Origin of the sequence: Sporosarcina sp. FSL K6-3508, from assembly GCF_038615825.1 — a bacterium.
Lineage (GTDB): Bacteria > Bacillota > Bacilli > Bacillales_A > Planococcaceae > Sporosarcina > Sporosarcina newyorkensis.
Genome location: NZ_CP152016.1, coordinates 1,886,913 through 1,908,347 on the forward strand (window position 1 = coordinate 1,886,913; position 21,435 = coordinate 1,908,347).

The window sequence follows — 21,435 nt, forward strand, 5'->3', positions numbered from 1 at the left end:
CAATCAATCGATTGGAAATCAAATTAAACGTCTCGAAAACGAGAATTACTTTTTAAATCTAATTATTACTGAGAAATAAGATTTCTATTATTAGTTTATAATTTTAACCGAATAATCCATACCTATCCAAAAAATGATTAACAGAACAGCCCATATAAATTTTTGTTAATGATCATATGCGCTCCTTTTAAAAATCATATTCTTCGTCTTTATTCCTACGAATGGCTTCGAATGCTTCTACTGTTAGTACTGTATCCTCAACCAATCGTTCTAAACGGAATAGGATATCATCATTCACAATTTCTTTACGTAAGAAGTCCTTTTCTTCTATGAATACATATGTTGGAACGATGTGTGCTTTCATATACGCCAAGATTGGCTTTAATTGCTGTTCCGCCATTAAATAATGCTTCGCTGTACCAGCTGTCACGATACTACTAACGACTTTGTCTCGAAAAGCGTTAACAGGGAGTAAGTCGAAGATGTTTTTAAGTGTTGCGGGAATCGATGCCTGGAATGTCGGCGTTCCAATAATCATGGCATCTGCTGCCATGATGGTCTCTGTAATGTATTTCGTATCTCCTTCATATTCAAAGTAATTACGTCCATCACTAAACTCTACTGTATATTCTGCTAAATCTATGAGCATGACTTCATGCTGAGGGTAGTTTTGTTTAAGGATTTCCACTGTTTTCAGCATAGCGGTTTTTGTCTTTGAACCGACGATTGATCCAGCAAGTACTACGATTTTCATGTTATTACCTCCCGTTATTTTGCTGTATATTTTTTAATGGCTGGAATAATATCGTTCCCGATGATCTCGATGTTTTTCATAATCTTCTCAAAAGGTACGCCGCCAAAGTCAATCTGCGCCATAAAACGCTGCATATCATAGAGTTCATATTGGAACAGCATTTTTTCAATAATTTGTTGTGTACTGCCAACCATTAGTGCATCGCGTGTATCAGGTGCTTGAGCAAATTGCTGCTTAGGATAGCCGCCGCCGCGAATTGCCAGGAATCCGCCGTTGATATGAGGGTACATACCTTGCAAAGCCTCTTTTGTAGTCTCAGCTACATAGAACAAGCTGGTTGTCGCAATCGGTAATGTTTTTGGATCATATCCGCTTTGTTCAGCTGCCTCGCGATATGCATCAACAGAAGGTTTAAAGTTGCTTGCTGGTCCGCCTAATGTAGTCAGCATCATTGGAATTCCCATTACACCCGCTTTAATGGCACTTGCAGGCGGGCCACCGACCGCACGCCAAATTGGTAGTGAACCATTTTTGGGTTGAGGAAGTATATTTGCATTTTTTAATGGGGCACGGAATTCTCCTTGCCATGTCACATACTCTTCTTCATTTAGCTTTTTAAGGAGTTCCAACTTCTCTTCAAAGATTTCTTCATAATCCTGTAAATCGACGCCTAGTAATTGATAGGCCCCTACACGGGAGCCACGTCCAGCAACAATTTCTGCACGGCCGTCGGATATTAAATCGATTGTGGAAAAATCTTCATACACACGTACAGGGTCTGATACGCTTAATACGGTTGCAGAACTTGTGATTTTAATTTTACTTGTTGCTTGTGCGATCGCACCAAGGACAACGGTATGAGCTTGAGTGGTAAAATATGTTTGATGACTTTCACCAACGCCAAAGACATCAATTCCAGCTTGTTCCGCTAGTTTGCTTGCCTCAATTAATTCATTGATTCGTTGTTGGGCCGACATCCGCTCACCTGTTAGTGGGTTCGGCATATGATCTCCTAATGAGTACAATCCAAATTCCATCCCTTTTGACGGGTCGATACGATAGTTTTTCATAATTAGTCCTCCTCAATAGGTTGTAGTTTTTCTTCAATTTCCGCACGTCGGCCTTCTAAAAACGGTGGCAAATCTAATTTTTCGCCCAGTGTTTCGATATCTCCATCGATTGTAAAACCTGGTCCGTCTGTTGCAATTTCAAATAAAACACCATTTGATTCGCGAAAGTATAAGCTCTTGAAGTAGAAACGGTCTACAATCCCCGATGAGTGAAAACCATTTGCTCGTACTTGTTCATCCCAGTAAGCGATCTCTGCATCGTCTTTCACACGAATCGCTAAGTGATGGATACTGCCGCGCCCTGGTTTTTCACTAGGTCCATCTATAGATTTCACAACGATCTCACCGAATACTTGACCTTCTATCGATTGAAATATCGCTTCATCTTCTGTACGTGAAATTTGTGTATAGCCAAATATTTCCGTAAGCGTACGCGCTAGTTTATCGAGTCGGCGCACCGTAATTTCCACAGCGCCCATCCCTTGAATTTGATGTTCTTCAGGCACATTTGATCTTTCCCATGTTTCCCAGTGATCCACTTTCTCTCCATTCGACACAAGAAGCACCATGCGAAGGCCTTCGGAATCTTCAAAGTGAAGAGCAGTTTTATTGGCATAGGTTGTGATGTCACTGTGTTGTATGCCGAATTCCTCAAAACGTTCTTTCCAGTAAATTAAGCTCGCTTCTGACGGTACAAGCAAGCCGATTCGAGTGATCGCATTTGTGCCTCGATGCGTCCGGCCAGCCATCGGTATCTCAAAAAATGATAACTCCGTACCAGGGCTTCCTGTTCTATCGCCGTAAAATAAGTGATACATTGATGGTTCGTCTTGATTTACCGTCTTTTTCACACGCCGTAAACCCAGTATGTCACGGTAAAAACGGTTATTTTGTTTTGCGTTTTTTGTAATCATTGAAATATGATGATGTCCTGGAATTGTATTCATAAGTTTTCCTCCTGTTTTTCATTTGATTAATCAAGTGATGTGGTAAAAAAATTATCTGTTTGACAATTTCTTTTTTTCGCTATTTTTTTGCACGCGTGATATGAGCGAATACAACGTCTTTTGTTCCTCTTCAGATAAAGACTCATCAAAGAATGAAGATTGAAACTCCAGCTGAGCTTCAAACGCATTGTCCAGTTTGTCCTGCCCTTTCTTTGTTAAGGAAATCGTTTTTGTTTTCCAATCTTGCTTACGTTCAATAAGCCCTTCTTTTTCAAGGCGAGCGAGCATACGCGAAATACCACCCTGCGTTACGGTTACTTTCTCAGCCAGTTCACTTTGTGTTAATGGTTGGTATGTTGAAATTTGCATTAACACATCAAATTGTGCAGTTGTTAAATCAAATTGCTTTAAAAAGTCATTTGAAAGTAAGTTACTTTGATGTGTAAATCGAGCGAGTCGCAGCCAGATTAATGATCCACGAGTATTCTTTTTCATATTGTCCAGCACTCCCTTGTGTCATCTTCACTTTACTACTCAATTGATAAATGTGCAAGAGAAACATCTCGGATTCGTGATGAAGTTACTAAATTGAAGGATGTGTATTCATTCTGGCCTATTGCTTCAATTGAGAGGAGCATCTCCTACCGATTAGCAAGTATTTGTTAATAATTATCTTTGCCCCCTTCTGATGATGCTTTATTGATAATATCTGCTATTTCATCCTTTGTACCATAAGTGATTTTTTCTAGTATTTCTATACTATCTATATTTAAATCTTTCACATCGTAGTAGGCGTTCTAGTATTCATGAAATGCACTCGTTAAGAAAGTTTACAACAAAGAGAAAAAATTCTAAAATCTAGAATACTGTCTTAGTTTTTAGTGAAATATATTTGGTGAAACAAAAAAGCTACTCTCCCTATCGAAGAATAGCACACTATTTTAAATCAATAATTTAAAATCATTCAGTAATTTGCAATATAGCCTATTACGGCTGCAGTATTTCATATAAAAACAGGCGCTCCATAATGCGGTTAAAACGCCCGCTTGACGAAGAATGTTACACGATAAATTGAGTAAACCAAGCAATATATTTTGCTCCTGGAATAAAAAATAATTGTGCCAACAACGTTCCCAATAACCTTGACGAAACCATCATCAAGGAGAGATTTTTAAGCTTTTGATAACTCCCTCTTCCATTTACAACCTCATCAGCAACAACAGAAACTTTTGGGTCAACAAAAATAACTAGCAGTATGGTAGCCATTCCATTTATTAAGCCAGATGCCATAATAGCTGTCGATGCCCGTTCAGGTGCGAGCAGGGCTGCATACAACGCAGATAACACACCAATGGTATAGATCGCTGTTATTACCATATTGACGAAAAATAATCGTATTGGAATATCTTTCATTTTTGTATCTTTTAGATACGAAAATTTAGGCAAATTGAAATGAGTTACACCGCGTTTTATATACTGTAAGGAAAATAACCTTTTAACTAAAGATGGAACAGATCCCTTTTCTTCAGATAAATGAATAATCGCTCTTGAAAATAGGGCGATAAAAGTAGGTAGTAACAACATGCCAAAAATTGTTCCAACTGTTGATGCACCTATAAGAAATCGAAATTGCGTTGCTACGAACTCCTGTGCATGACTACCTGGTGCAGTGTCAATTAAACTTCCCGTAAAAGGTTGTTGCATCATATTTGCCAATCTTGAAAACATCACCATGATATTAAAAAGGGATAAAGCGGAAGCAATCATCTTTACCCTGGCACCTGATAATCTCACGGCATAAGCGAGTGTCTCGATTGAGTGAATGATAAAAATAAATATGGCAATATACATTAATTTTGCAGTAATTATATCCAACACATACTACCTTCTTACCTAAATAAATTTTGTTAGTATAGCGCTCAAACACGATTAAGATGAGAATCTTGAAATTTTGTTGGATATTTCAATCCATATCCAAACATTCTATCCATCCCGATATGAGCAATCCAGATTAAGCTAACCTTTAAAGCATGATGGTGGTCTATCAATAAACCGCAGATCATTTGTATAGCTGGAATGGTATAGGTATGAACTAAATTATACAGAACTGAAGCTATCTTAACGCTTTTTAAGTACCCAAGTGCTGACAAATCCGGCGCCAACAATAAAACCAGAAACACCACCCAACTAAATTGTAGATGTAATCATTAATACTTTTTCAAAATTTCTCGTTTTATATTGAATTATATGTAGTTAACTCTTCTGAAATTGAATTTAAAAGTCTTTCTCAAAGGTAATATAGTAAGCCGCATCTATCATTTCATCTTTCATTCCACCCCTAGTGTAATTTCACACTGTAGTAGCCCTCATTAATAATACAACGTCTTCGCCTTGCAAAGATTCATTCCCTTGTTAAATACAAATGACACTCTATTTACCTCTTACTTGAATATCTTCTTGCAAGTTGTAACCAATTCCGGTTTTAGACGATTAGCAAATCACAATTTGTTCATTTTTAAAGTAATTATCAAACTTAGAATGTTGATCATCCTTAACGGCAGCAATTCATCTCCATTAAATCTCTACATAAAAAAAGCATCATTTAAGATGCTTTCCTTTGCCAAGCTTCAATAACATTACTAGAACTAAAACTACTATGCCCGCAGATAATTAAATAAAAATCTTACGCCGAAGTTACGCCTTAGGCGATTCCACCAACAACGTCACAGGTCCATCATTGGTCAATTGAACATCCATCATGGCTCCGAATTGTCCGGTTTCAACATGAAGTCCTTCGTTGCGGAGCTGTTCGTTAAAGTACTCCCATAATGGTTCAGCTTGCTCTGGTCTTGCGGCGCCAATAAAACTCGGTCGTCTGCCTTTTTGAACATTGCCGTATAAAGTGAATTGAGATACCGATAAAATGGCACCTTCCACTTCTTCAATGGAGCGATTCATTTTACCTTCGTCATCCTCGTAAATTCGCAACCCCGCTATTTTCTTAGCCAAGTAGGCCGCATCCTTTTCGCTGTCTTCGTGCGTAATCCCGACCAGTAACACATAACCTTTAGCAATGGAGCCGACAATTTCTCCATCCACTGTCACAGACGCATCTTTCGCCCGCTGCAATAGCACGCGCATAAGTCAGCCCCTCCTTTTTAATTCATGACTCGTTCTACTGAATAAACATCTTTAATCTGTTTAATTTTCTCGACGGTGCGTTGTAAATGAGTAATATTCTGAATCTTTATTGACATATGGATATGCGCAATACTGTCTTTATCCGCTTTGCCGCTGACTGCAATAATTGGTGTCGACATATCCGCTACAACCATCATTACTTCATTCAGCAAACCTTGACGATCGAATGCAGAAATCTCAATGTCGACTTGGAATTCTTTGCGCATTTTCTCGTCAGGCAATGCCCATTTCACGTCAATCAATCGTTCACTTTGACCATCTTCCGATAAAATATTGGTACAATCCGTTCTATGCACGGAGACTCCCCGACCTCTCGTAATGAAGCCGACGATGTCATCCCCAGGCACCGGATTGCAGCATTTTGAGATTCGGATCAACATATTGTCGACATCTTTGACGATGACTCCTGATTCCGTCTGTTTCTCAGGCTGAGGCGTTTTCATATCCGAAACGATTTTATCGATGGTCTCTTTTTGCTCGCGTTCTTTGCGCATACGTTCAGCCAACCGGTTGACGACTTGCTGGGCGGTAATGCCACCAGATCCAACCGCTGCGTACATATCTTCTTCGGAAGTGAAACTGAACTTATCGATCGTCCGTTGAATATTCGCATGGCTTAACGCCTCTTTAGCGTCGTATTCTTGGGATTTTAATTCCTTTTCGACGAGTTCGCTGCCTTTAATAATATTTTCATCTCGCAATTGTTTCTTAAAGTATTGCCGGATTTTGTTTTTCGCCTGGGAAGTATGAGCAAGCTTCAGCCAATCCCGGCTTGGACCGAATGATTGTTTCGATGTAAGGATTTCTACAATATCCCCGGTTTCAAGAGAAGAATCCAGCGGAACAATTTTGCCATTCACTTTAGCGCCAGTCGTCCGATTTCCAACTTCCGAATGTACTCGGTAAGCAAAGTCGATCGGCACAGATCCTTGCGGCAATTCGACGACATCCCCATTCGGCGTGAAAACGTAGACCATGTCGGAAAACAGGTCGAACTTTAACGACTCCATGAACTCCTGTGCATTGGAAGATTCGTTTTGGATCTCCAATATTTCACGGAACCAAGTTAATTTTGAATCAATATCATTGGAAGATTTTGCGACGGATTTGCCTTCTTTATATGCCCAATGAGCAGCCACTCCAAATTCGGAAATACGGTGCATCTCTTCCGTACGGATTTGTACTTCCAGTGGATCTCCCGCTGGACCAACAACCGTCGTATGGAGAGATTGGTAAAGATTTTGTTTCGGCATGGCAATATAGTCTTTGAATCGGCCTGGCATTGGCTTCCATAAAGTATGGATAATACCGAGCGCTGCGTAACAATCTTTAATACTCTTGACCACGATTCGAACAGCCAATAGATCGTATATTTCATTGAATTCTTTCTTTTGAATGACCATTTTTTGATAGATCGAATATAAATGCTTCGGTCTTCCATGCATTTCGGAAGCGATTCCCATATTATCAAGCTCTACCCGCATTTGCTCCATAACATCCTGCAAATACTTTTCTCGTTCGACACGTTTTTGTTTCATTAAATTCACGATACGATAATATTGTTGGGGATTGGAATAACGTAATGCAATATCTTCGAGTTCCCATTTGATTGTGGAGATTCCTAGACGATGCGCTAGCGGAGAGAAGATTTCCAGTGTTTCCTCGGAGACTCGACGTTGTTTCGCAGCGGGCACATGTTTCAAAGTTCGCATATTGTGAAGGCGATCTGCCAACTTGATTAAAATGACTCGGATGTCTTGGGCCATTGCAATAAACATTTTACGATGGTTTTCCGCTTGCTTTTCTTCATTTGACTTAAACTTCAATTTATCAAGTTTCGTCACACCATCTACGAGCATCGCCACTTCATCCCCGAACTCGCGGATAATGTCTTCACGGCTGACTTCAGTATCTTCCACCACATCATGCAAGAAACCGGCTGCTACCGTTTCAGGGTCCATTTGAAGTTCTGCTAAAATCCCAGCCACTTGAATCGGATGGTTGATGTATGGCTCACCTGAACTTCTAAACTGCCCTTCATGTGCAGCTTTTGCCACGACGAACGCCTTCTTGATAAAGTCGACATGTTCTTCGTTCATGTATTTGGCGACAAGCTCAAAAATATCTTGTTCTGTCATGTCTTGATTCTTCGCCATTCTCTTACCCCTTTCAACCTATTCCGAAATTTAATTTTATTATTATATGTATAGTATCACTTAAATGTAAAACGAATCAATTACAGCGCTTGGTAAATATAGTAAGAATCCTCCGCAATATGCGAAGGATTCTTAAATTAATACGTAATCAATGCCCGAATGTCATGATTGGTCAATTTTTCTCGACCATTCAAATAGGAAAGTTCGATTAAAAAGGCACAACCTGCTACAACACCGCCAAGTTTTTCGACTAGTTCAACTGTAGCACCAACTGTTCCGCCTGTTGCGAGCAAATCATCTACGATCAACACACGCTGGCCGGGTTTAATGGCATCTTTATGAATGGTCAATTCATCTTGACCATATTCTAAATCGTAGAAAACGGAGATCGTTTCACGCGGCAGTTTTCCAGGTTTTCGAACAGGTGCGAAACCGACTTGCAGCGCATATGCCACGGGACAACCGATAATGAAGCCGCGAGCTTCCGGTCCGACGATGATATCAACGTCCAGATCCTGCGCATACTCCACGATTTGATCGGTAGCGTATTTGTATGCTTCGCCGTTGTCCATAATCGTTGTAATATCTTTAAAGCTTACTCCTGGTTTTGGATAGTCATCGACAATCGTTACAAACTTTTTTAAATCCACAGTTTTTCCTCCTCAACAGCTTCAATCTTGCGTAATGAGTTGAACACCTTCTTCAAATCCTGATACGGCGCATAAAGAAGTAACTCTTCCAATTTGATCTGCTGTTGGCGTTTTTTATAAGATGGCGCTTCTGCCAAATCACGTTTCTCGGCAGGTTCCATCATAGTGATTTCACCATTCTCTAGTGTAACAAATTCTAGCTCATAAAACACTTTTGTCATGAATTTAATCGTACTTTTTTTCCAACCCTTATGTTTCGAGAGCATATCCATCTGATCTCGCAGGTGAAAAGACCCTCTCTTCTTCAAAAAGCTGTAATACCAGCCAAATTGTTGGCGGTCAGGCATTTTCTCGAAATACATCGAATCATGGACATATAAATGCAAATAGATTCGATTGGCCTGCGATGATCCGATCGCTGATTTAAGCTGTTCTTCGTCCTGCGGTAAGTCGATTAACACGATTGAATCCACCGGTGAAAGTGTGTCTCTTCCGATTAACTGAATCGGCACATCCTTGAGAAACGGAGTGAAATGATGGATTGCCTCTTCCGTAAACGCCACAAATGCAGCCTGTTCCGGTATAAGCGGCAGCCATCTTGCCGGGTCCCGCACTCCCCGATAATCAAATAGTTGCCATTCGTCGCATTTAATATCTTCCACTAGCATTTGCGGTTTCTTTCGTCCGTTCCATTCATTGATCTGCAGATCGCCCGTTAGACTTAATTTGATGGTGGGCGCCATTTCATCCGCTAATGCGCCCGCACCAAAATGAATGGCATCCAATCGCTCGTCTCCGTCTGCCATCTCCAATTTCAGATGATCTTTTGACGCTCCAATTTTTCGAACGGAAGCCGTCTCCAGCTGTTCGAGCAGAAAGACAGGCTTCGGAAATCCAACACCAAACGGCCGAATCAATTCGAGCGCTTCGATGGCTGCAATATCAATTTCATGAAGTGAAAGTGGAACGTCAATCGACAACTTAGGTTGCAGCAATTCATCCGTCAATAGTTCTTTTGCCTGCTCATTTAAATTGCTCCGCAGCAATTCGACGTCTGCTATTTCTAACGACATGCCGGCAGCCATTGCGTGGCCTCCAAAATGCGGCAGAATGGAAGCATTCTTTGAAAGTTCCTTATACAGATCAAATCCTTCAATGCTTCGTGCAGACCCCTTTGCTAAACCTGTCTCATGATCGATTGATAACACAATAGCAGGACGATAGAATTTCTCTGTCAATCGGGATGCGACAATTCCGACCACCCCCGGGTTCCAACCTTCTCCTTCAATGACCAAGACGTACGGCACCTGATTACCGTAGCGAATTTGGATTTGCTCTTCTGCTTCTTTTGCAATTTCTTTCACCAAATGCTGTCGCTCTTTATTGAGTTCATTTAGTTCCTCGGCGATCCCCATCGCTTGCTGCTCGTCTTTTGATTTTAGTAAATGAACAGCAGGATCTGCATCTCCCAGACGTCCTGGTGCATTCAAACGAGGCCCAATCGTAAAGCCGATGGTCTCTTCCGATAAAGCCTCTTGTTCGTGCCCGCTCACTTGCATCAATGCTTTAATAGCAGGTCGCTTAGAACGCCGCAATCTGCGTATTCCCTCTTTGACGGCATAGCGATTTTCATCCTCTAACGGAACAAGATCAGCTACGGTGCCGATTGCAACAAACTCCAGCAGATCGAGTGGCGGCTCGCCTAATAATGCAGAAGCTAGTTTAAATGCTACCCCTACTCCAGCCAATTCGCCAAATGGATACTCGCCCTTCGGATGGCGCGGATGAATGACCGCGTCAGCTTCGGGTAATTGTTCGCCCATCTCATGGTGATCCGTGACGATGACGGTCATGCCGAGCGACTTAGCAAATGCGATCTCTTCGATCCCTGATATGCCATTGTCTACTGTAACGAGAACTTCGGTACCTTCTGTATGTAATTGCTCAAAATAGTCTTTATTCGGCCCATAGCCGTGCTCAAAACGATTCGGTATAGCGAAGTTTACATTTGCTCCGAGACGTTCTAGTGCAGTCGTGAGGACTGTTACGCTAGTCACTCCGTCGGCATCATAGTCGCCATATACCGTAATTTGCTTTTGTTCTTTGATTGCTTGCTTCAAACATTCGACCGTTTCTGTCATACCATATAATAAAAAAGGATCGTGCAAATTGGTTTCATCCATATGCAAGTACGCTGTTGCTTGCTCACTGGTCGTGACGCCCCGTGCAACAAGAATTTTCGCAAGCATCGTAGAGAGTTGCAGATCATTCGCTAACTGTTCAACGAGCTGTTCGTCTGGACGTTCAATTTGCCATCTTTTTTTGGATTGTATCATTACGTTCACATCCTCATCTCGTATTATATCGAATCTTGGCGGAGACGGAAAGGAAACCACATGAAAAAAGCGGTCAGGCGAGAAACACAGCCCATTCCGCTCTTGCATCACATTTGTTTTGGCGGAAGAATTTCTGTTTCCACAACCGGCACTTCTGCCATCAGCGTATCGATCTGTTCTTCCATCTCTTGCATTTGTCGTTGTTGCCTTGTCAGTTCCTCTTCTTTCGCTTGCAGCTTCTTCTCTAGCTCTTTAATGCGTCGGCTGCCTATATACGATTTGAAGATGGCGAAAAATCCACTAAATAAGGCACCTAGCAATGCCGAGCCGAGGATGACCAGCACGAGAGGAATCATTTCCGTGCCGAATAGATAATTAACAGGTACCGAATCGACATTGAAAACTGCGAAAACTGCAATAATGACCGCAAACAATAAACTTAACAACACAGTCCACTGAAAATTCTTTCCACTTTCTCTACTCATTCCACTCATTCCTCCAATCAAAAAACAGGATATACCGGAGTATACCCTGTTTTTGATAGGCTGCAAACGTCTTAAACGACTGGTTCGTCGGAGCCCCATTGTTTTTTCTCTTTTTCTACTTTCAAACCGTTACCCTTGTTGATCTGCTTCTTCTTCAGATCAAACCAAAGTTGAGCGGAAATGAAGATGGAAGAATACGTACCCGCAATCAAACCGATCAGCAATGCAATCGAGAATGGACGGATGGATTCTGCACCTAACGCCATTAATGCAACAACTACGAAGATTACAGTCAAGACTGTATTGACTGAGCGTCCAAGTGTCTGACGTAAGGATTTATTGACAATCGTTGCCAATTCATCTTCACTGTCAATGTGCTTCATGTGATGAAGGTTTTCACGGATCCGGTCAAATGTAACGATCGTATCGTTGATGGAATACCCAACAATCGTCAGAACGGCCGCTATGAATGTGATATCGACTTCTAAACGTAGAATACTGAAGACCGCAATCATGAAGAATGCATCATGCAATAAACCGACGATTGAAGCCAATCCCATCCGCCATTCAAAACGGAAGGCAACATAGATAATGATACCGAGTGCAGCGACAGCCAATGCTTTGATCGCATTTTGCACGAGCTCTTTACCGACAGTATCGGAAACCGTTGAAACATTCGGTTCTGAGCCGTAGACACCATTCAGCTCTTTTTTAATCTTATTCACTTCTTCTTGCGCGAAGTCTTCCTTATATCGAGCAACGGCAATATTCTTCTCATCACCGGATATGACGACATCAGATGACGGATGACCGATCGCTTCTAGTTCTTTTTCAACTTCCGTTTGATCCAATGCCTGTTCAGCAAGGATTTCTACACGCGTACCGCCGGAGAAATCGATCCCTAGATTCAGCTTGAAGACTCCAAGCATAATGGCACCGACAATCAGCAGGACAATTGAGAGCGTATAGAAACGTTTTCTCGTGCCAACGAAATCAAAACGGTCAAATTTCGTTGTAAGGTCCAATGTTTCAAGTCCTTCATCCGCCGAATGGACTTGTTTCTTGGAAAGACCGAACCAACCGGTTTTTCCATCCAGGCTGCCACTGTGGACAAGCAGTCCAAGCAATAGGCGGGATCCCCAGACAGCGGTGATAAAGCTGACTAAAATACTGATGATCAGCATGGTCGCAAACCCTTTAACAGAGCTTGTCCCGAATATGAACAATACAACCGCTGCTAAAAGAGTGGTAATATTCGCATCCAATATTGCGGTGAATGATGACTTGGCACCAGCTGTAAAGGATGACTTAACAGATTTTCCGACACGTAATTCTTCTTTAACCCGCTCATAGGTAAGAATATTGGCATCTACTGCCATCCCGACCCCGAGCATCAATGCAGCGATCCCTGGAAGTGTCAGTACTCCATTGATCAGTGTAAACACCAATAAGATCAAGTAGATATAAACGGACAGAGTGATAACCGCAACAATCCCTGGCAAACGATAATAGAATGCCATAAAGATGAAGATTAAGCTAATACCAACTATTCCGGCAAATATCGTTTTATCAAGTGCCTGTTCACCAAATTGTGCGCCAACTGATGTGGAGTAAATTTCCTCAAGATCAACCGGTAACGCACCCGCGTTCAAAATACCCGCAAGGTTCTTCGTCTCTTCTACCGTAAAGTTCCCCGAAATTTCAACATTGGATGAGTTAATCGTCTGGGACACCATCGGAGCAGAGATGAATGCCGGTTTAGGCTTAGTGACTTCTTCTTTATAAGAATCCACGCCTTCTTCAAAATCCAACCAAATTACCAGCACATTGTCCGGCTTCTTCTGCAGGATTTGAGTTGTAACCTCTCCAAACTTATTTGGATCTTTCATTTCTAACGTGACGACTGGACTGTTGTTTTCATTGAAATTGGCTTTGGCTTTGCCTTCTTTCAAGTCATTCCCGTCAAGCATCAAATTATCATCCGCATCACGGAATGAAAGATTCGCCTGAGTGGACAACAATTTTCGGGCAGATTCCTGATCTTCTACCCCGGCAAGCTGTACACGAATACGGTTGTTCGACTCGATTTGGATGCTTGGTTCACTGACACCCAAAACGTCGACCCGATTCGTCAATGCCCGCGCGGTATCCGCTACCGTGGACTCCGTAATCTTTTGCCCTTCCTTCAGCGGATTCACTTGGTACAGAACTTCAAAACCGCCTTGCAAGTCAAGGCCTAGCTTGACATTTTTTAAAATCGGATTTGTCGTTGAAAAGATCGTTGATGCAAATATCACAATCAGCAGCAAAAACGCGACAATCCTGCCTCTGTTTTTCATATTTCCTTTTCCCCCTCATATACTAGAGCGGCACAGCACTTGTTATGTACTTCGTTCTCTCATTGTACAACATACCAATTATGAAACAGTCGGAAGTCTGTGTCAAATAGTTCATGATGTCAAATGCCAATCAATTTGATTTCCTCGGGGAAAATAGAATGGCCCGCTCTTCTTCACTAAGCTCTGGAAATGCGCTGCTATTGCGCTGAGCCTCTGTCTGTGTATACGTCATAAATTGAGCAGGAGATAATTTGAATAAATCTTGAACAATTTCATAAGGGCGCATATTGGAGATATCTTTTCTACGCCACTTCTTTTGTACAAGATAGTCCCACAGTCCTTTTTCTGTAACTACGGTGTAACCATATAGATGAAATTCGTTCTTTTTGCTTTCTAGTGCCGGCAATACATGTGTGTACAGTTCGTCTAATTTCTGATTCATTGGCGCTTCCCCCTTCTGCTTTGCCTCGTCTGTTTTGCGGAATATTTCGGATGCTAGTACATACACTTAACTAGATAAACTGAAATAAATAACTTACACACAAAGTAAAACGTAGAAACCGGTGATTTCCGTTCCAAGCGGACGCTTTCCGGGGGGCGTGGCTTGAGCCTCCTCGTCCGCTTCGCTACCTGCGAGGTCTCAAGATGCACGTTGATCTCCCAGGAAAAGCCGTAACGAAGAACGGCTTTTGCGAGCACAAGCGAAGCGTTGGGAGCATATCTTTGCCTTTCGCCGCCCTTCACTTCAATCAACTAAGTGTCCATTACTGCATAAATTCATGTTTAAACTATAATTCAACATATATTTGGAATTTAAAATACGTATTCATAGTGTAACTGAAAAGTCTGGAATTGAGAAGGAGTTGTTTGAGGTGTCTTCATTTATCCGCGGGACAGTTTTTTTGATGGCCGCTGTATTTCTATCGAAGTTGCTTGGTTTCGTGTACCGAATTCAGTTCATGCGGGTAGCTGGAGAAGAAACAGTTGGAATTTATATGACAGCATATCCTGCTTTTGTATTTTTTCTTTCCCTTGTACAGTTGGGCGTGCCGATTGCGATGGCGAAAGTAATTGCTGAACTGAAGGCGCAAGGTGGAAATGTGCAGTTGCGTCAAGTGATGAAGACGTCGGCGTTCATTACGATTTTATCAGGAGCGGTTTTCATCCCGGCCTGTATTTTATTCGTGCCTTATTTGGCGGGAAATCTGCTTGGTAATGAAGCAACCTCATCCGCTCTCTATGTAGCCATTGCGATTGTGCCGATTGCGGCGATTGGAGGTTTAATAAGAGGTTATTTTCAAGGGATTGCACGGATAGAAGAAACGGCGTGGGCTCAGGTCATTGAACAAATCTTCCGAATCCTGCTTATTACATGGATGCTGCCTTATATTCTGGCGCCAAACGATCCGATGATCAATGCTGCCTATGCGATGGTCGTCACATTTTTGGCAGAAGTGTTGTCGGTACTCTATCTCCTTTACAAATACAAACAACATCAGCACAAACAGCCGAAGAAACGTAAAAAAGAGCCGCGTTATCCGATGGGACCCATCCTTTCCGTCGCGCTTCCTTCGTCGGGTAGTCGACTATTCGGTACTTTCACTTGGTTTTTGGAGCCGATCATATTTTTACGTGCACTAAGTATGGCAGGTGTCGGAGCTGTAGCCGCCACCTCTTTGTACGGAGTCATATCAGGTGTATTGATTCCTTTGTTATTGTTTCCTGCATTCATTCCGTATGCATTATCTGTCGTGCTTGTACCGGCTGTCAGTGGGGCTGCCGCATCGAGCAATGTAAAGAAGCTGCAGGAACGCATTCATTTAGCACTCCGCTTATCTGCTTTAACTGGAGCTTTTGCAGCGACGGTATTTTATATTCATGGTCAAGAACTAGCCGAAAAGCTGTTCCATGTAGTAGAAGGGGCCAGTTATATGACAATTTTGGCACCCGTCTTTTTCTTTTATTATATTCAAAGTCCATTGTATTCCATCTTGCAGGCTACCGGTGACGCAAAAGCTGGTATGATGAATTCGGTGTACGGAGGAATTGCTAAACTCGCGGTCATGTTCATTCTTGCATCGCAACCTGGTCTACAGGAAACAGGGGCGGTCCTAGCGATCGGTTTCGGCGTATTGGTCACTTCGTTTTTACATATCGCGACAATCCGGCAAAACAAAGCCACGGCAACCGGCTTCTCAATGTTCGCCATGACCTATGCTGCTTTCCTTTTAACCGCGATCATGCGGCCTATCTTTATCCCGGTTGGTTCCTATCATTTATTTACAGAATGTGTCATCACATCCGCTGTATTATTAGCCCTTTTATTGCTGACAGGGCAAATAAAAAAGCAAGATTGGATTATGCTTCGTAATTTAGTCAAACGGTATTAATGAACGTGTGGATTAGCTAATTTGTGTGCCATTATGGATCCTCGAGATTTGCCCTCCAGGCGGGGACGCATTCTAGAGGTCGCGCTTTGAGCCTGCTGTATTAACTTTCTTTCATCTGAATCTTTAGATCGCCTTGTTCCCATGAGCAATAAAAAACAGTCGAGACATCCGAAATATTTTGGTCTTGCAACTGTTTCAATAACCACTCTTCTGTTTTTCCGACTAAGCGGAGATGTTCTTCTTGAATTTCTCCATCAAGAACAAGACCTACTATGGGAAGATCGCCATCTCGTGTAAACACTGATAAATTACCGGAAGGCTCTAGGTACGCATAGGTGACGTTATGGATCGAGCCGATTTGATTTTCACGCAGCTGTTGAAATAAATCATCTAAATTATACCGTTGTTTTCGCATTTCTTGTTCTTGAATCTGTCCATCTTTAATAATTAAGGTCGGATTGCCGTCTACGACATCCCTGAATTTCTTGCTTTTCAGAGAAATTAATGAAGAAATATATTGGATAACGAGCAACAGAAGAATAGGGAGAACCCCTACAATGATTGGTTTGTCAGGAGTTTCTACAATCATTGCCGCCACTTCAGCCATAATAATGAAGACCACAATATCGATGACACCCAGTTCTCCCACTTCTCTTTTGCCCATAATTCGTAAAATGACCAATAAAAAGACATATAAAAAAATCGTCCGCAATCCGATAATCACATACTCATGCATCCCAAATCTGCCTCCTTAAACAACTAGTGTTCCTTCAGGCATTTGTTCTATACGCATGCAAACAAAAAAGCGGCAATCTATGGACATTCCAGTAGATAACCGCTTTTTATTAAGCTGATGTGTTCGTTACAACTCTTCCAACTGCCTGCTTGTCGAAACGCAAGACTGTCGTGTCAGCTACACGCAAGAAGATAGATGTTTCATCCACCGCATCTACCGTTCCATGTAAACCGCCAATTGTTACTACTTCGTCTCCACGCTGCAAACTGTTTTGCATCTCTTTCGCTGCTTTTTGTCTTTTTTGTGCAGGTCGAATAAGTAAAAACCACATTATAGCGACCATAAGCACCATAGTCAAAATTCCACCATATTGTTCCATAATCTAATTCCCCCTTCCTGAAGCACCAAGATTTATTATACAAGATTTAAAAGTTTTTTGCATTCGGTTTGTTGAAGCCATATTGCTCAAAAAATTCTTCGCGGAAATCTCCGAGCCGGTCTTCACGAATGGCTTGTCGTACTTGCTCCATCAAATTCAATAAAAAGTGGAGATTATGATAAGACGTTAAACGAATACCAAAAGTTTCTCCTGCACGAATCAAGTGACGAATATAGGCACGACTATAATTTTTGCATGCATAACAATCACAATTCGGATCAAGCGGACCGAAATCTCGTTCGTATTTTGCATTTTTCACAACAAGACGACCTTCACTTGTCATTAACGTACCGTTTCGTGCAATACGTGTTGGCAATACACAGTCGAACATATCGATTCCACGGATTGCTCCATCGATTAAGGAGTCAGGAGATCCGACACCCATCAAATAACGCGGTTTATTTTCGGGCAATAAAGGTGTCGTGAATTCAAGCGCACGATTCATGACATCTTTTGGCTCTCCGACAGATAAGCCACCGATTGCATAGCCTGGGAAATCTAAAGACACCAAATCTTTTGCGCTTTGTTTTCGGAGATCCTCATACTCTCCCCCCTGTACAATACCAAACAAGCCTTGGTCTCCCGAACGCTGATGTGCTTCCAAACAACGTTCCGCCCATCTAGAAGTCCGCTCGACACTCGCTTTCATATACTCGTGTGTCGCCGGAAACGGAGGACACTCATCAAACGCCATCATAATATCCGAGCCGAGTGCATTTTGTATCTCCATCGCTTTCTCCGGACTCAAAAATAACTTATCACCATTTATATGATTACGGAAATGAACGCCTTCTTCTTTAATATCCCGAAATTTACTCAATGAAAACACTTGGAAACCACCGGAGTCTGTCAAAATCGGGCGATCCCAGTTCATGAATTTATGAAGTCCGCCAGCTTCTTTGACGATCTCGTGACCTGGACGCAGCCAAAGATGATACGTATTGCTTAAGATGATTCCTGCACCCATTTCTTTCAGTTCTTCAGGAGCCATCGTTTTGACGGAGGCTTGCGTTCCGACCGGCATAAAGGCAGGCGTCTCAAAAGAACCGTGCGGTGTGTGAACGATTCCAAGGCGCGCGCCTGTTTGTTTACAAGTTTTTATATGTTCATACGTAATAGCTGCCAATTAATCTCGTTCCTTTCTTTTAGCGGGGCGAATAAACATCGCGTCCCCAAAACTGAAAAAGCGGTATTGCTCTTTCACGGCTTCTTCATATGCTGCGAGTATCGGTTCGCGCCCTGCAAAAGCCGACAATAGCATCAACAATGTCGATTTCGGCAAATGAAAATTCGTCACCAAACCGTCAATCGCCTTAAACGCATATCCTGGAAAGATAAAAATCGAAGTCCAACCACTTGCAGCTACAACGTTTCCGCCATTCTCTGAAGCAATCGTCTCCAACGTCCGTGTAGACGTCGTGCCGACCGCAATTACTCGGCCGCCAGTTGCTTTCGTCTTTCTCACTAGTGCTGCCGTTTCTTCCGTCATCACATAATACTCGGCATGCATCGTATGATCTTCAATCGAATCCACGCTCACCGGGCGGAATGTGCCGAGCCCGACATGCAGTGTAATGAATGCAATTTTCACACCTTTATCTCGCAATGCATCCAAGATTTCATCTGTAAAATGCAAACCTGCTGTCGGTGCGGCAGCCGATCCTCGTTCTTTCGCAAAGACCGTCTGATAACGTGATTGATCTTCAAGTGACTCCGTAATGTAAGGCGGCAACGGCATTTGACCTAGCTGATCGAGCAGTTCATAGAAAATACCGTCATACATAAACGCAAATTCTCGCCCGCCTTGTTCACCAATAGCGGTACATTTCGCCTGCAGGCGCCCGTCTCCAAACGTCACAACCGTTCCCACTTTCACACGCTTCGCTGGTTTGACCAAAGTCTCCCATCGATCCTCACCAATCTCTTTCAACAACAATACTTCTATCGTAGCTCCCGTGTCTTCCTTCGTTCCGATCAAACGAGCTGGAAGGACTTTCGTGTCGTTCAAAACGAGCAGGTCTCCGGCTTCCAGTTCATCGACCAAATCACGAAAATGTCGATGTGACACTTCCCCATTCTGACGATCCATCACAAGCAACCGACTAGCTGTGCGGTCGAGAAGCGGCGTCTGAGCAATCAAATGCTCGGGTAAGTCAAAATCAAAATCATGTACATCCATCATTGTAACTCCTATCTGTCACTGCGGGAGTGGATAACCGAAATGCGCGTACGCTTTTTCTGTCGCCATCCGTCCTCTCGCTGTGCGTTGAATAAATCCAATTTGCAATAAATATGGCTCATATACATCTTCTATCGTCACCGATTCTTCGCCTATACTAGCTGCGAGTGTATCAATACCGACGGGACCGCCGCGAAACCGCTCCATCATGCTTTGCAATAGCTGGTGGTCGATTTGATCGAGTCCATGATGGTCCACTTGCAGCATGTCGAGTGCTTCCTGCGCAATGGCGAGCGTAATCGTTCCATTGCCTCGTACTTGCGCATAATCCCGAACTCGACGCAACAGTCGATTGGCAATACGCGGTGTACCTCTCGATCGTTTCGCGAGTTCCACGGCAGCCTGCGGATCAATCTGTACTTCGAATAAGCCTGCACTTCGGATTACGATTTCAGTCAGCGGCTCCACTTCATAATATTCAAGCCGCAGCGGCACGCCGAATCGGTCACGCAACGGTGCAGACAATGAACCTGCCCGGGTTGTAGCACCGATCAAAGTGAAAGGCGGCAAATCTAGACGGACTGAACGTGCAGTCGGTCCTTTTCCTACCATGATATCCAAGCAAAAGTCTTCCATCGCCGGATATAGAACTTCTTCAATCGCACGGTTCAGCCTGTGGATTTCATCGATGAATAACACATCTCCCGGTTCCAAGGAAGAAACAACGGCGGCCAAATCACCTGGACGTTCAATAGCTGGGCCGCTCGTCATCCGAACATTCACACCCATCTCATTGCCGATGACGGTAGCTAATGTCGTTTTCCCGAGACCAGGCGGACCATACAATAAGACGTGATCCAGACTTTCCTCACGCCCTTTTGCCGCCTCAATAAAAATTGATAAATTGTCCTTCGCTTGCTGTTGACCGATGTATTGCTGCAGCAATTGAGGTCGTAATGATTGTTCGAAGCTATCGTCAAAATGGGTTGCTTCATTCGTTAATATGCGTTCTTCCATTGGAACCACCTCCGTCGTTTTAGCCTTGTTTCAATAATAACTGCAAAGCGAGACGCATATAGCCTTCTGTATCGAGATCAACATCCGCCAGTTTCGGCTTCACTTTCTTCAATTCATGCTCAGAATAGCCAAGCGCAGATAAAGCAAGCAGTGCCTCGTCCAGCGCATCACTTTCGGCAAGCGTCAACAGTGTATCTTCCGAATCCGGCATATCGATTTCCGTAAACAGATCATGCAGCTTGCCTTTTAAATCCAGGATCATTTGGCGGGCTGTTTTCTTGCCGACCCCCGGGAATTGCACGAGGAATCCTTCATCCTCACGTTCAATTGCGCTGACTACCTGAGAAGGCAGACCGTTCGCCAAAATAGCGAGCGCTCCTTTAGGACCAATTCCCGAGACGGTGATCAGCTTACGAAACAATTCGCGCTGTTCAAGTGTCTTAAAACCAATCAGTAATTGGGCGTCTTCCCTCACATGCAGATATGTATATACTTGCTGCAACTCTTCCGTGACATGAAAAGCAAACGGATTTGGCGTCATCACTTGCCAGCCGATTCCTTGCTGCTCCAAGACAATATATTCCGGTGTCACTCTTGTGACAAGTCCTTTTATGTAATCGTACAATACATTCTCCCCCTAAGTATACCTGTTATTATAGCATACGAACGAGTTTTCTACTTGTCAGACCTCTAAAATTCATCAGAAAAAATGGACACGTTAACATCGTGTCCATTC

19 protein-coding genes and 1 pseudogene are annotated in these 21,435 nt (G+C 42.8%); 1 reads left to right on the top strand and 19 read right to left on the bottom strand.

All coding sequences use genetic code 11. The features are described from left to right. Positions 1-187 precede the first annotated feature (187 nt). From MKX97_RS09275 to MKX97_RS09335, 13 genes and pseudogenes are all read right to left on the bottom strand, one after another. On the bottom strand, positions 188-754 hold the full coding sequence (locus MKX97_RS09275; protein ID WP_342535830.1) for an NADPH-dependent FMN reductase: 567 nt from the start codon (positions 752-754) through the stop codon (positions 188-190). 14 nt (positions 755-768) lie between these two features. Further along, positions 769-1,824, bottom strand: a complete 1,056-nt coding sequence (locus tag MKX97_RS09280; RefSeq protein ID WP_009497446.1) for an LLM class flavin-dependent oxidoreductase — start codon at positions 1,822-1,824, stop codon at positions 769-771. A 2-nt stretch (positions 1,825-1,826) separates the two neighbouring features. After that, positions 1,827-2,771 (bottom strand): ring-cleaving dioxygenase, encoded by a 945-nt coding sequence (locus tag MKX97_RS09285; protein WP_342535831.1) that lies wholly within the window; start codon positions 2,769-2,771, stop codon positions 1,827-1,829. 51 nt (positions 2,772-2,822) lie between these two features. Continuing rightward, complete coding sequence (locus MKX97_RS09290; protein ID WP_009497449.1) at positions 2,823-3,266, bottom strand: MarR family transcriptional regulator; 444 nt, start codon at positions 3,264-3,266, stop codon at positions 2,823-2,825. 564 nt (positions 3,267-3,830) lie between these two features. Then, positions 3,831-4,646 (bottom strand): lipid II flippase Amj family protein, encoded by an 816-nt coding sequence (locus MKX97_RS09295; protein ID WP_078817013.1) that lies wholly within the window; start codon positions 4,644-4,646, stop codon positions 3,831-3,833. A gap of 44 nt (positions 4,647-4,690) precedes the next feature. Next, a pseudogene (locus MKX97_RS09300) lies at positions 4,691-4,960 on the bottom strand (DUF4260 domain-containing protein); the annotation flags it as partial. Between the two features lie 505 nt (positions 4,961-5,465). Then, positions 5,466-5,912 carry a D-aminoacyl-tRNA deacylase gene (dtd, locus tag MKX97_RS09305; RefSeq protein ID WP_221836620.1) on the bottom strand — a complete coding sequence of 149 codons (447 nt, stop codon included), beginning with the start codon at positions 5,910-5,912 and terminating at the stop codon, positions 5,466-5,468. 17 nt (positions 5,913-5,929) lie between these two features. Next, the gene (locus tag MKX97_RS09310) at positions 5,930-8,128 is read right to left on the bottom strand and encodes a bifunctional (p)ppGpp synthetase/guanosine-3',5'-bis(diphosphate) 3'-pyrophosphohydrolase (RefSeq protein ID WP_221836618.1); all 2,199 of its coding nucleotides are present in this window, start codon (positions 8,126-8,128) and stop codon (positions 5,930-5,932) included. A gap of 137 nt (positions 8,129-8,265) precedes the next feature. Beyond that, entirely contained in the window at positions 8,266-8,778 is a 513-nt protein-coding gene (locus MKX97_RS09315) for an adenine phosphoribosyltransferase (protein ID WP_009497457.1), read from the bottom strand. Next, positions 8,769-11,114, bottom strand: a complete 2,346-nt coding sequence (recJ, locus tag MKX97_RS09320; protein ID WP_078816750.1) for a single-stranded-DNA-specific exonuclease RecJ — start codon at positions 11,112-11,114, stop codon at positions 8,769-8,771. The genes MKX97_RS09315 and recJ overlap by 10 nt, the downstream gene beginning before the upstream one ends. A gap of 107 nt (positions 11,115-11,221) precedes the next feature. Continuing rightward, positions 11,222-11,599, bottom strand: a complete 378-nt coding sequence (locus MKX97_RS09325) for a lipopolysaccharide assembly protein LapA domain-containing protein (RefSeq protein ID WP_342535832.1) — start codon at positions 11,597-11,599, stop codon at positions 11,222-11,224. Positions 11,600-11,670: 71 nt separating this feature from the next. After that, positions 11,671-13,938, bottom strand: a complete 2,268-nt coding sequence (gene secDF, locus MKX97_RS09330; RefSeq protein WP_340758908.1) for a protein translocase subunit SecDF — start codon at positions 13,936-13,938, stop codon at positions 11,671-11,673. Between the two features lie 130 nt (positions 13,939-14,068). Continuing rightward, the gene (locus MKX97_RS09335) at positions 14,069-14,380 is read right to left on the bottom strand and encodes a post-transcriptional regulator (RefSeq protein ID WP_078816753.1); all 312 of its coding nucleotides are present in this window, start codon (positions 14,378-14,380) and stop codon (positions 14,069-14,071) included. Between the two features lie 430 nt (positions 14,381-14,810). On the opposite strand from MKX97_RS09335, the gene MKX97_RS09340 reads away from it, so the two are divergent. Then, entirely contained in the window at positions 14,811-16,328 is a 1,518-nt protein-coding gene (locus MKX97_RS09340) for an oligosaccharide flippase family protein (RefSeq protein ID WP_342535833.1), read from the top strand. A gap of 100 nt (positions 16,329-16,428) precedes the next feature. On the opposite strand, the gene MKX97_RS09345 is transcribed toward MKX97_RS09340, so the two are convergent. The 6 genes from MKX97_RS09345 to ruvA all read right to left on the bottom strand — a co-directional run bounded on the left by MKX97_RS09345 (position 16,429) and on the right by ruvA (position 21,324). Then, entirely contained in the window at positions 16,429-17,064 is a 636-nt protein-coding gene (locus MKX97_RS09345) for a DUF421 domain-containing protein (RefSeq protein WP_009497464.1), read from the bottom strand. 109 nt (positions 17,065-17,173) lie between these two features. Beyond that, entirely contained in the window at positions 17,174-17,443 is a 270-nt protein-coding gene (gene yajC, locus MKX97_RS09350; protein ID WP_009497465.1) for a preprotein translocase subunit YajC, read from the bottom strand. 46 nt (positions 17,444-17,489) lie between these two features. After that, the gene (tgt, locus tag MKX97_RS09355; RefSeq protein ID WP_009497466.1) at positions 17,490-18,629 is read right to left on the bottom strand and encodes a tRNA guanosine(34) transglycosylase Tgt; all 1,140 of its coding nucleotides are present in this window, start codon (positions 18,627-18,629) and stop codon (positions 17,490-17,492) included. Further along, entirely contained in the window at positions 18,630-19,682 is a 1,053-nt protein-coding gene (gene queA, locus MKX97_RS09360) for a tRNA preQ1(34) S-adenosylmethionine ribosyltransferase-isomerase QueA (protein WP_040759190.1), read from the bottom strand. 18 nt (positions 19,683-19,700) lie between these two features. Continuing rightward, complete coding sequence (ruvB, locus tag MKX97_RS09365; RefSeq protein ID WP_009497469.1) at positions 19,701-20,699, bottom strand: Holliday junction branch migration DNA helicase RuvB; 999 nt, start codon at positions 20,697-20,699, stop codon at positions 19,701-19,703. A 19-nt stretch (positions 20,700-20,718) separates the two neighbouring features. Then, entirely contained in the window at positions 20,719-21,324 is a 606-nt protein-coding gene (ruvA, locus tag MKX97_RS09370) for a Holliday junction branch migration protein RuvA (RefSeq protein WP_342535834.1), read from the bottom strand. Between the last annotated feature and the right edge of the window lie 111 nt (positions 21,325-21,435).

Excerpts from the sequence above, each read along its gene's own strand:
- MKX97_RS09345 (WP_009497464.1), bottom strand. The coding sequence starts at position 17,064 with ATGCATGAGTATGTGATTATCGGATTGCGGACGATTTTTTTATATGTC.
- MKX97_RS09290 (WP_009497449.1), bottom strand. The coding sequence starts at position 3,266 with ATGAAAAAGAATACTCGTGGATCATTAATCTGGCTGCGACTCGCTCGA.
- MKX97_RS09325 (WP_342535832.1), bottom strand. The coding sequence starts at position 11,599 with ATGAGTAGAGAAAGTGGAAAGAATTTTCAGTGGACTGTGTTGTTAAGT.
- queA (WP_040759190.1), bottom strand. The coding sequence starts at position 19,682 with ATGGATGTACATGATTTTGATTTTGACTTACCCGAGCATTTGATTGCT.
- secDF (WP_340758908.1), bottom strand. The coding sequence starts at position 13,938 with ATGAAAAACAGAGGCAGGATTGTCGCGTTTTTGCTGCTGATTGTGATA.
- ruvB (WP_009497469.1), bottom strand. The coding sequence starts at position 20,699 with ATGGAAGAACGCATATTAACGAATGAAGCAACCCATTTTGACGATAGC.
- recJ (WP_078816750.1), bottom strand. The coding sequence starts at position 11,114 with ATGATACAATCCAAAAAAAGATGGCAAATTGAACGTCCAGACGAACAG.
- yajC (WP_009497465.1), bottom strand. The coding sequence starts at position 17,443 with ATGGAACAATATGGTGGAATTTTGACTATGGTGCTTATGGTCGCTATA.
- dtd (WP_221836620.1), bottom strand. The coding sequence starts at position 5,912 with ATGCGCGTGCTATTGCAGCGGGCGAAAGATGCGTCTGTGACAGTGGAT.
- MKX97_RS09280 (WP_009497446.1), bottom strand. The coding sequence starts at position 1,824 with ATGAAAAACTATCGTATCGACCCGTCAAAAGGGATGGAATTTGGATTG.
- MKX97_RS09310 (WP_221836618.1), bottom strand. The coding sequence starts at position 8,128 with ATGGCGAAGAATCAAGACATGACAGAACAAGATATTTTTGAGCTTGTC.
- MKX97_RS09335 (WP_078816753.1), bottom strand. The coding sequence starts at position 14,380 with ATGAATCAGAAATTAGACGAACTGTACACACATGTATTGCCGGCACTA.
- MKX97_RS09275 (WP_342535830.1), bottom strand. The coding sequence starts at position 754 with ATGAAAATCGTAGTACTTGCTGGATCAATCGTCGGTTCAAAGACAAAA.
- MKX97_RS09285 (WP_342535831.1), bottom strand. The coding sequence starts at position 2,771 with ATGAATACAATTCCAGGACATCATCATATTTCAATGATTACAAAAAAC.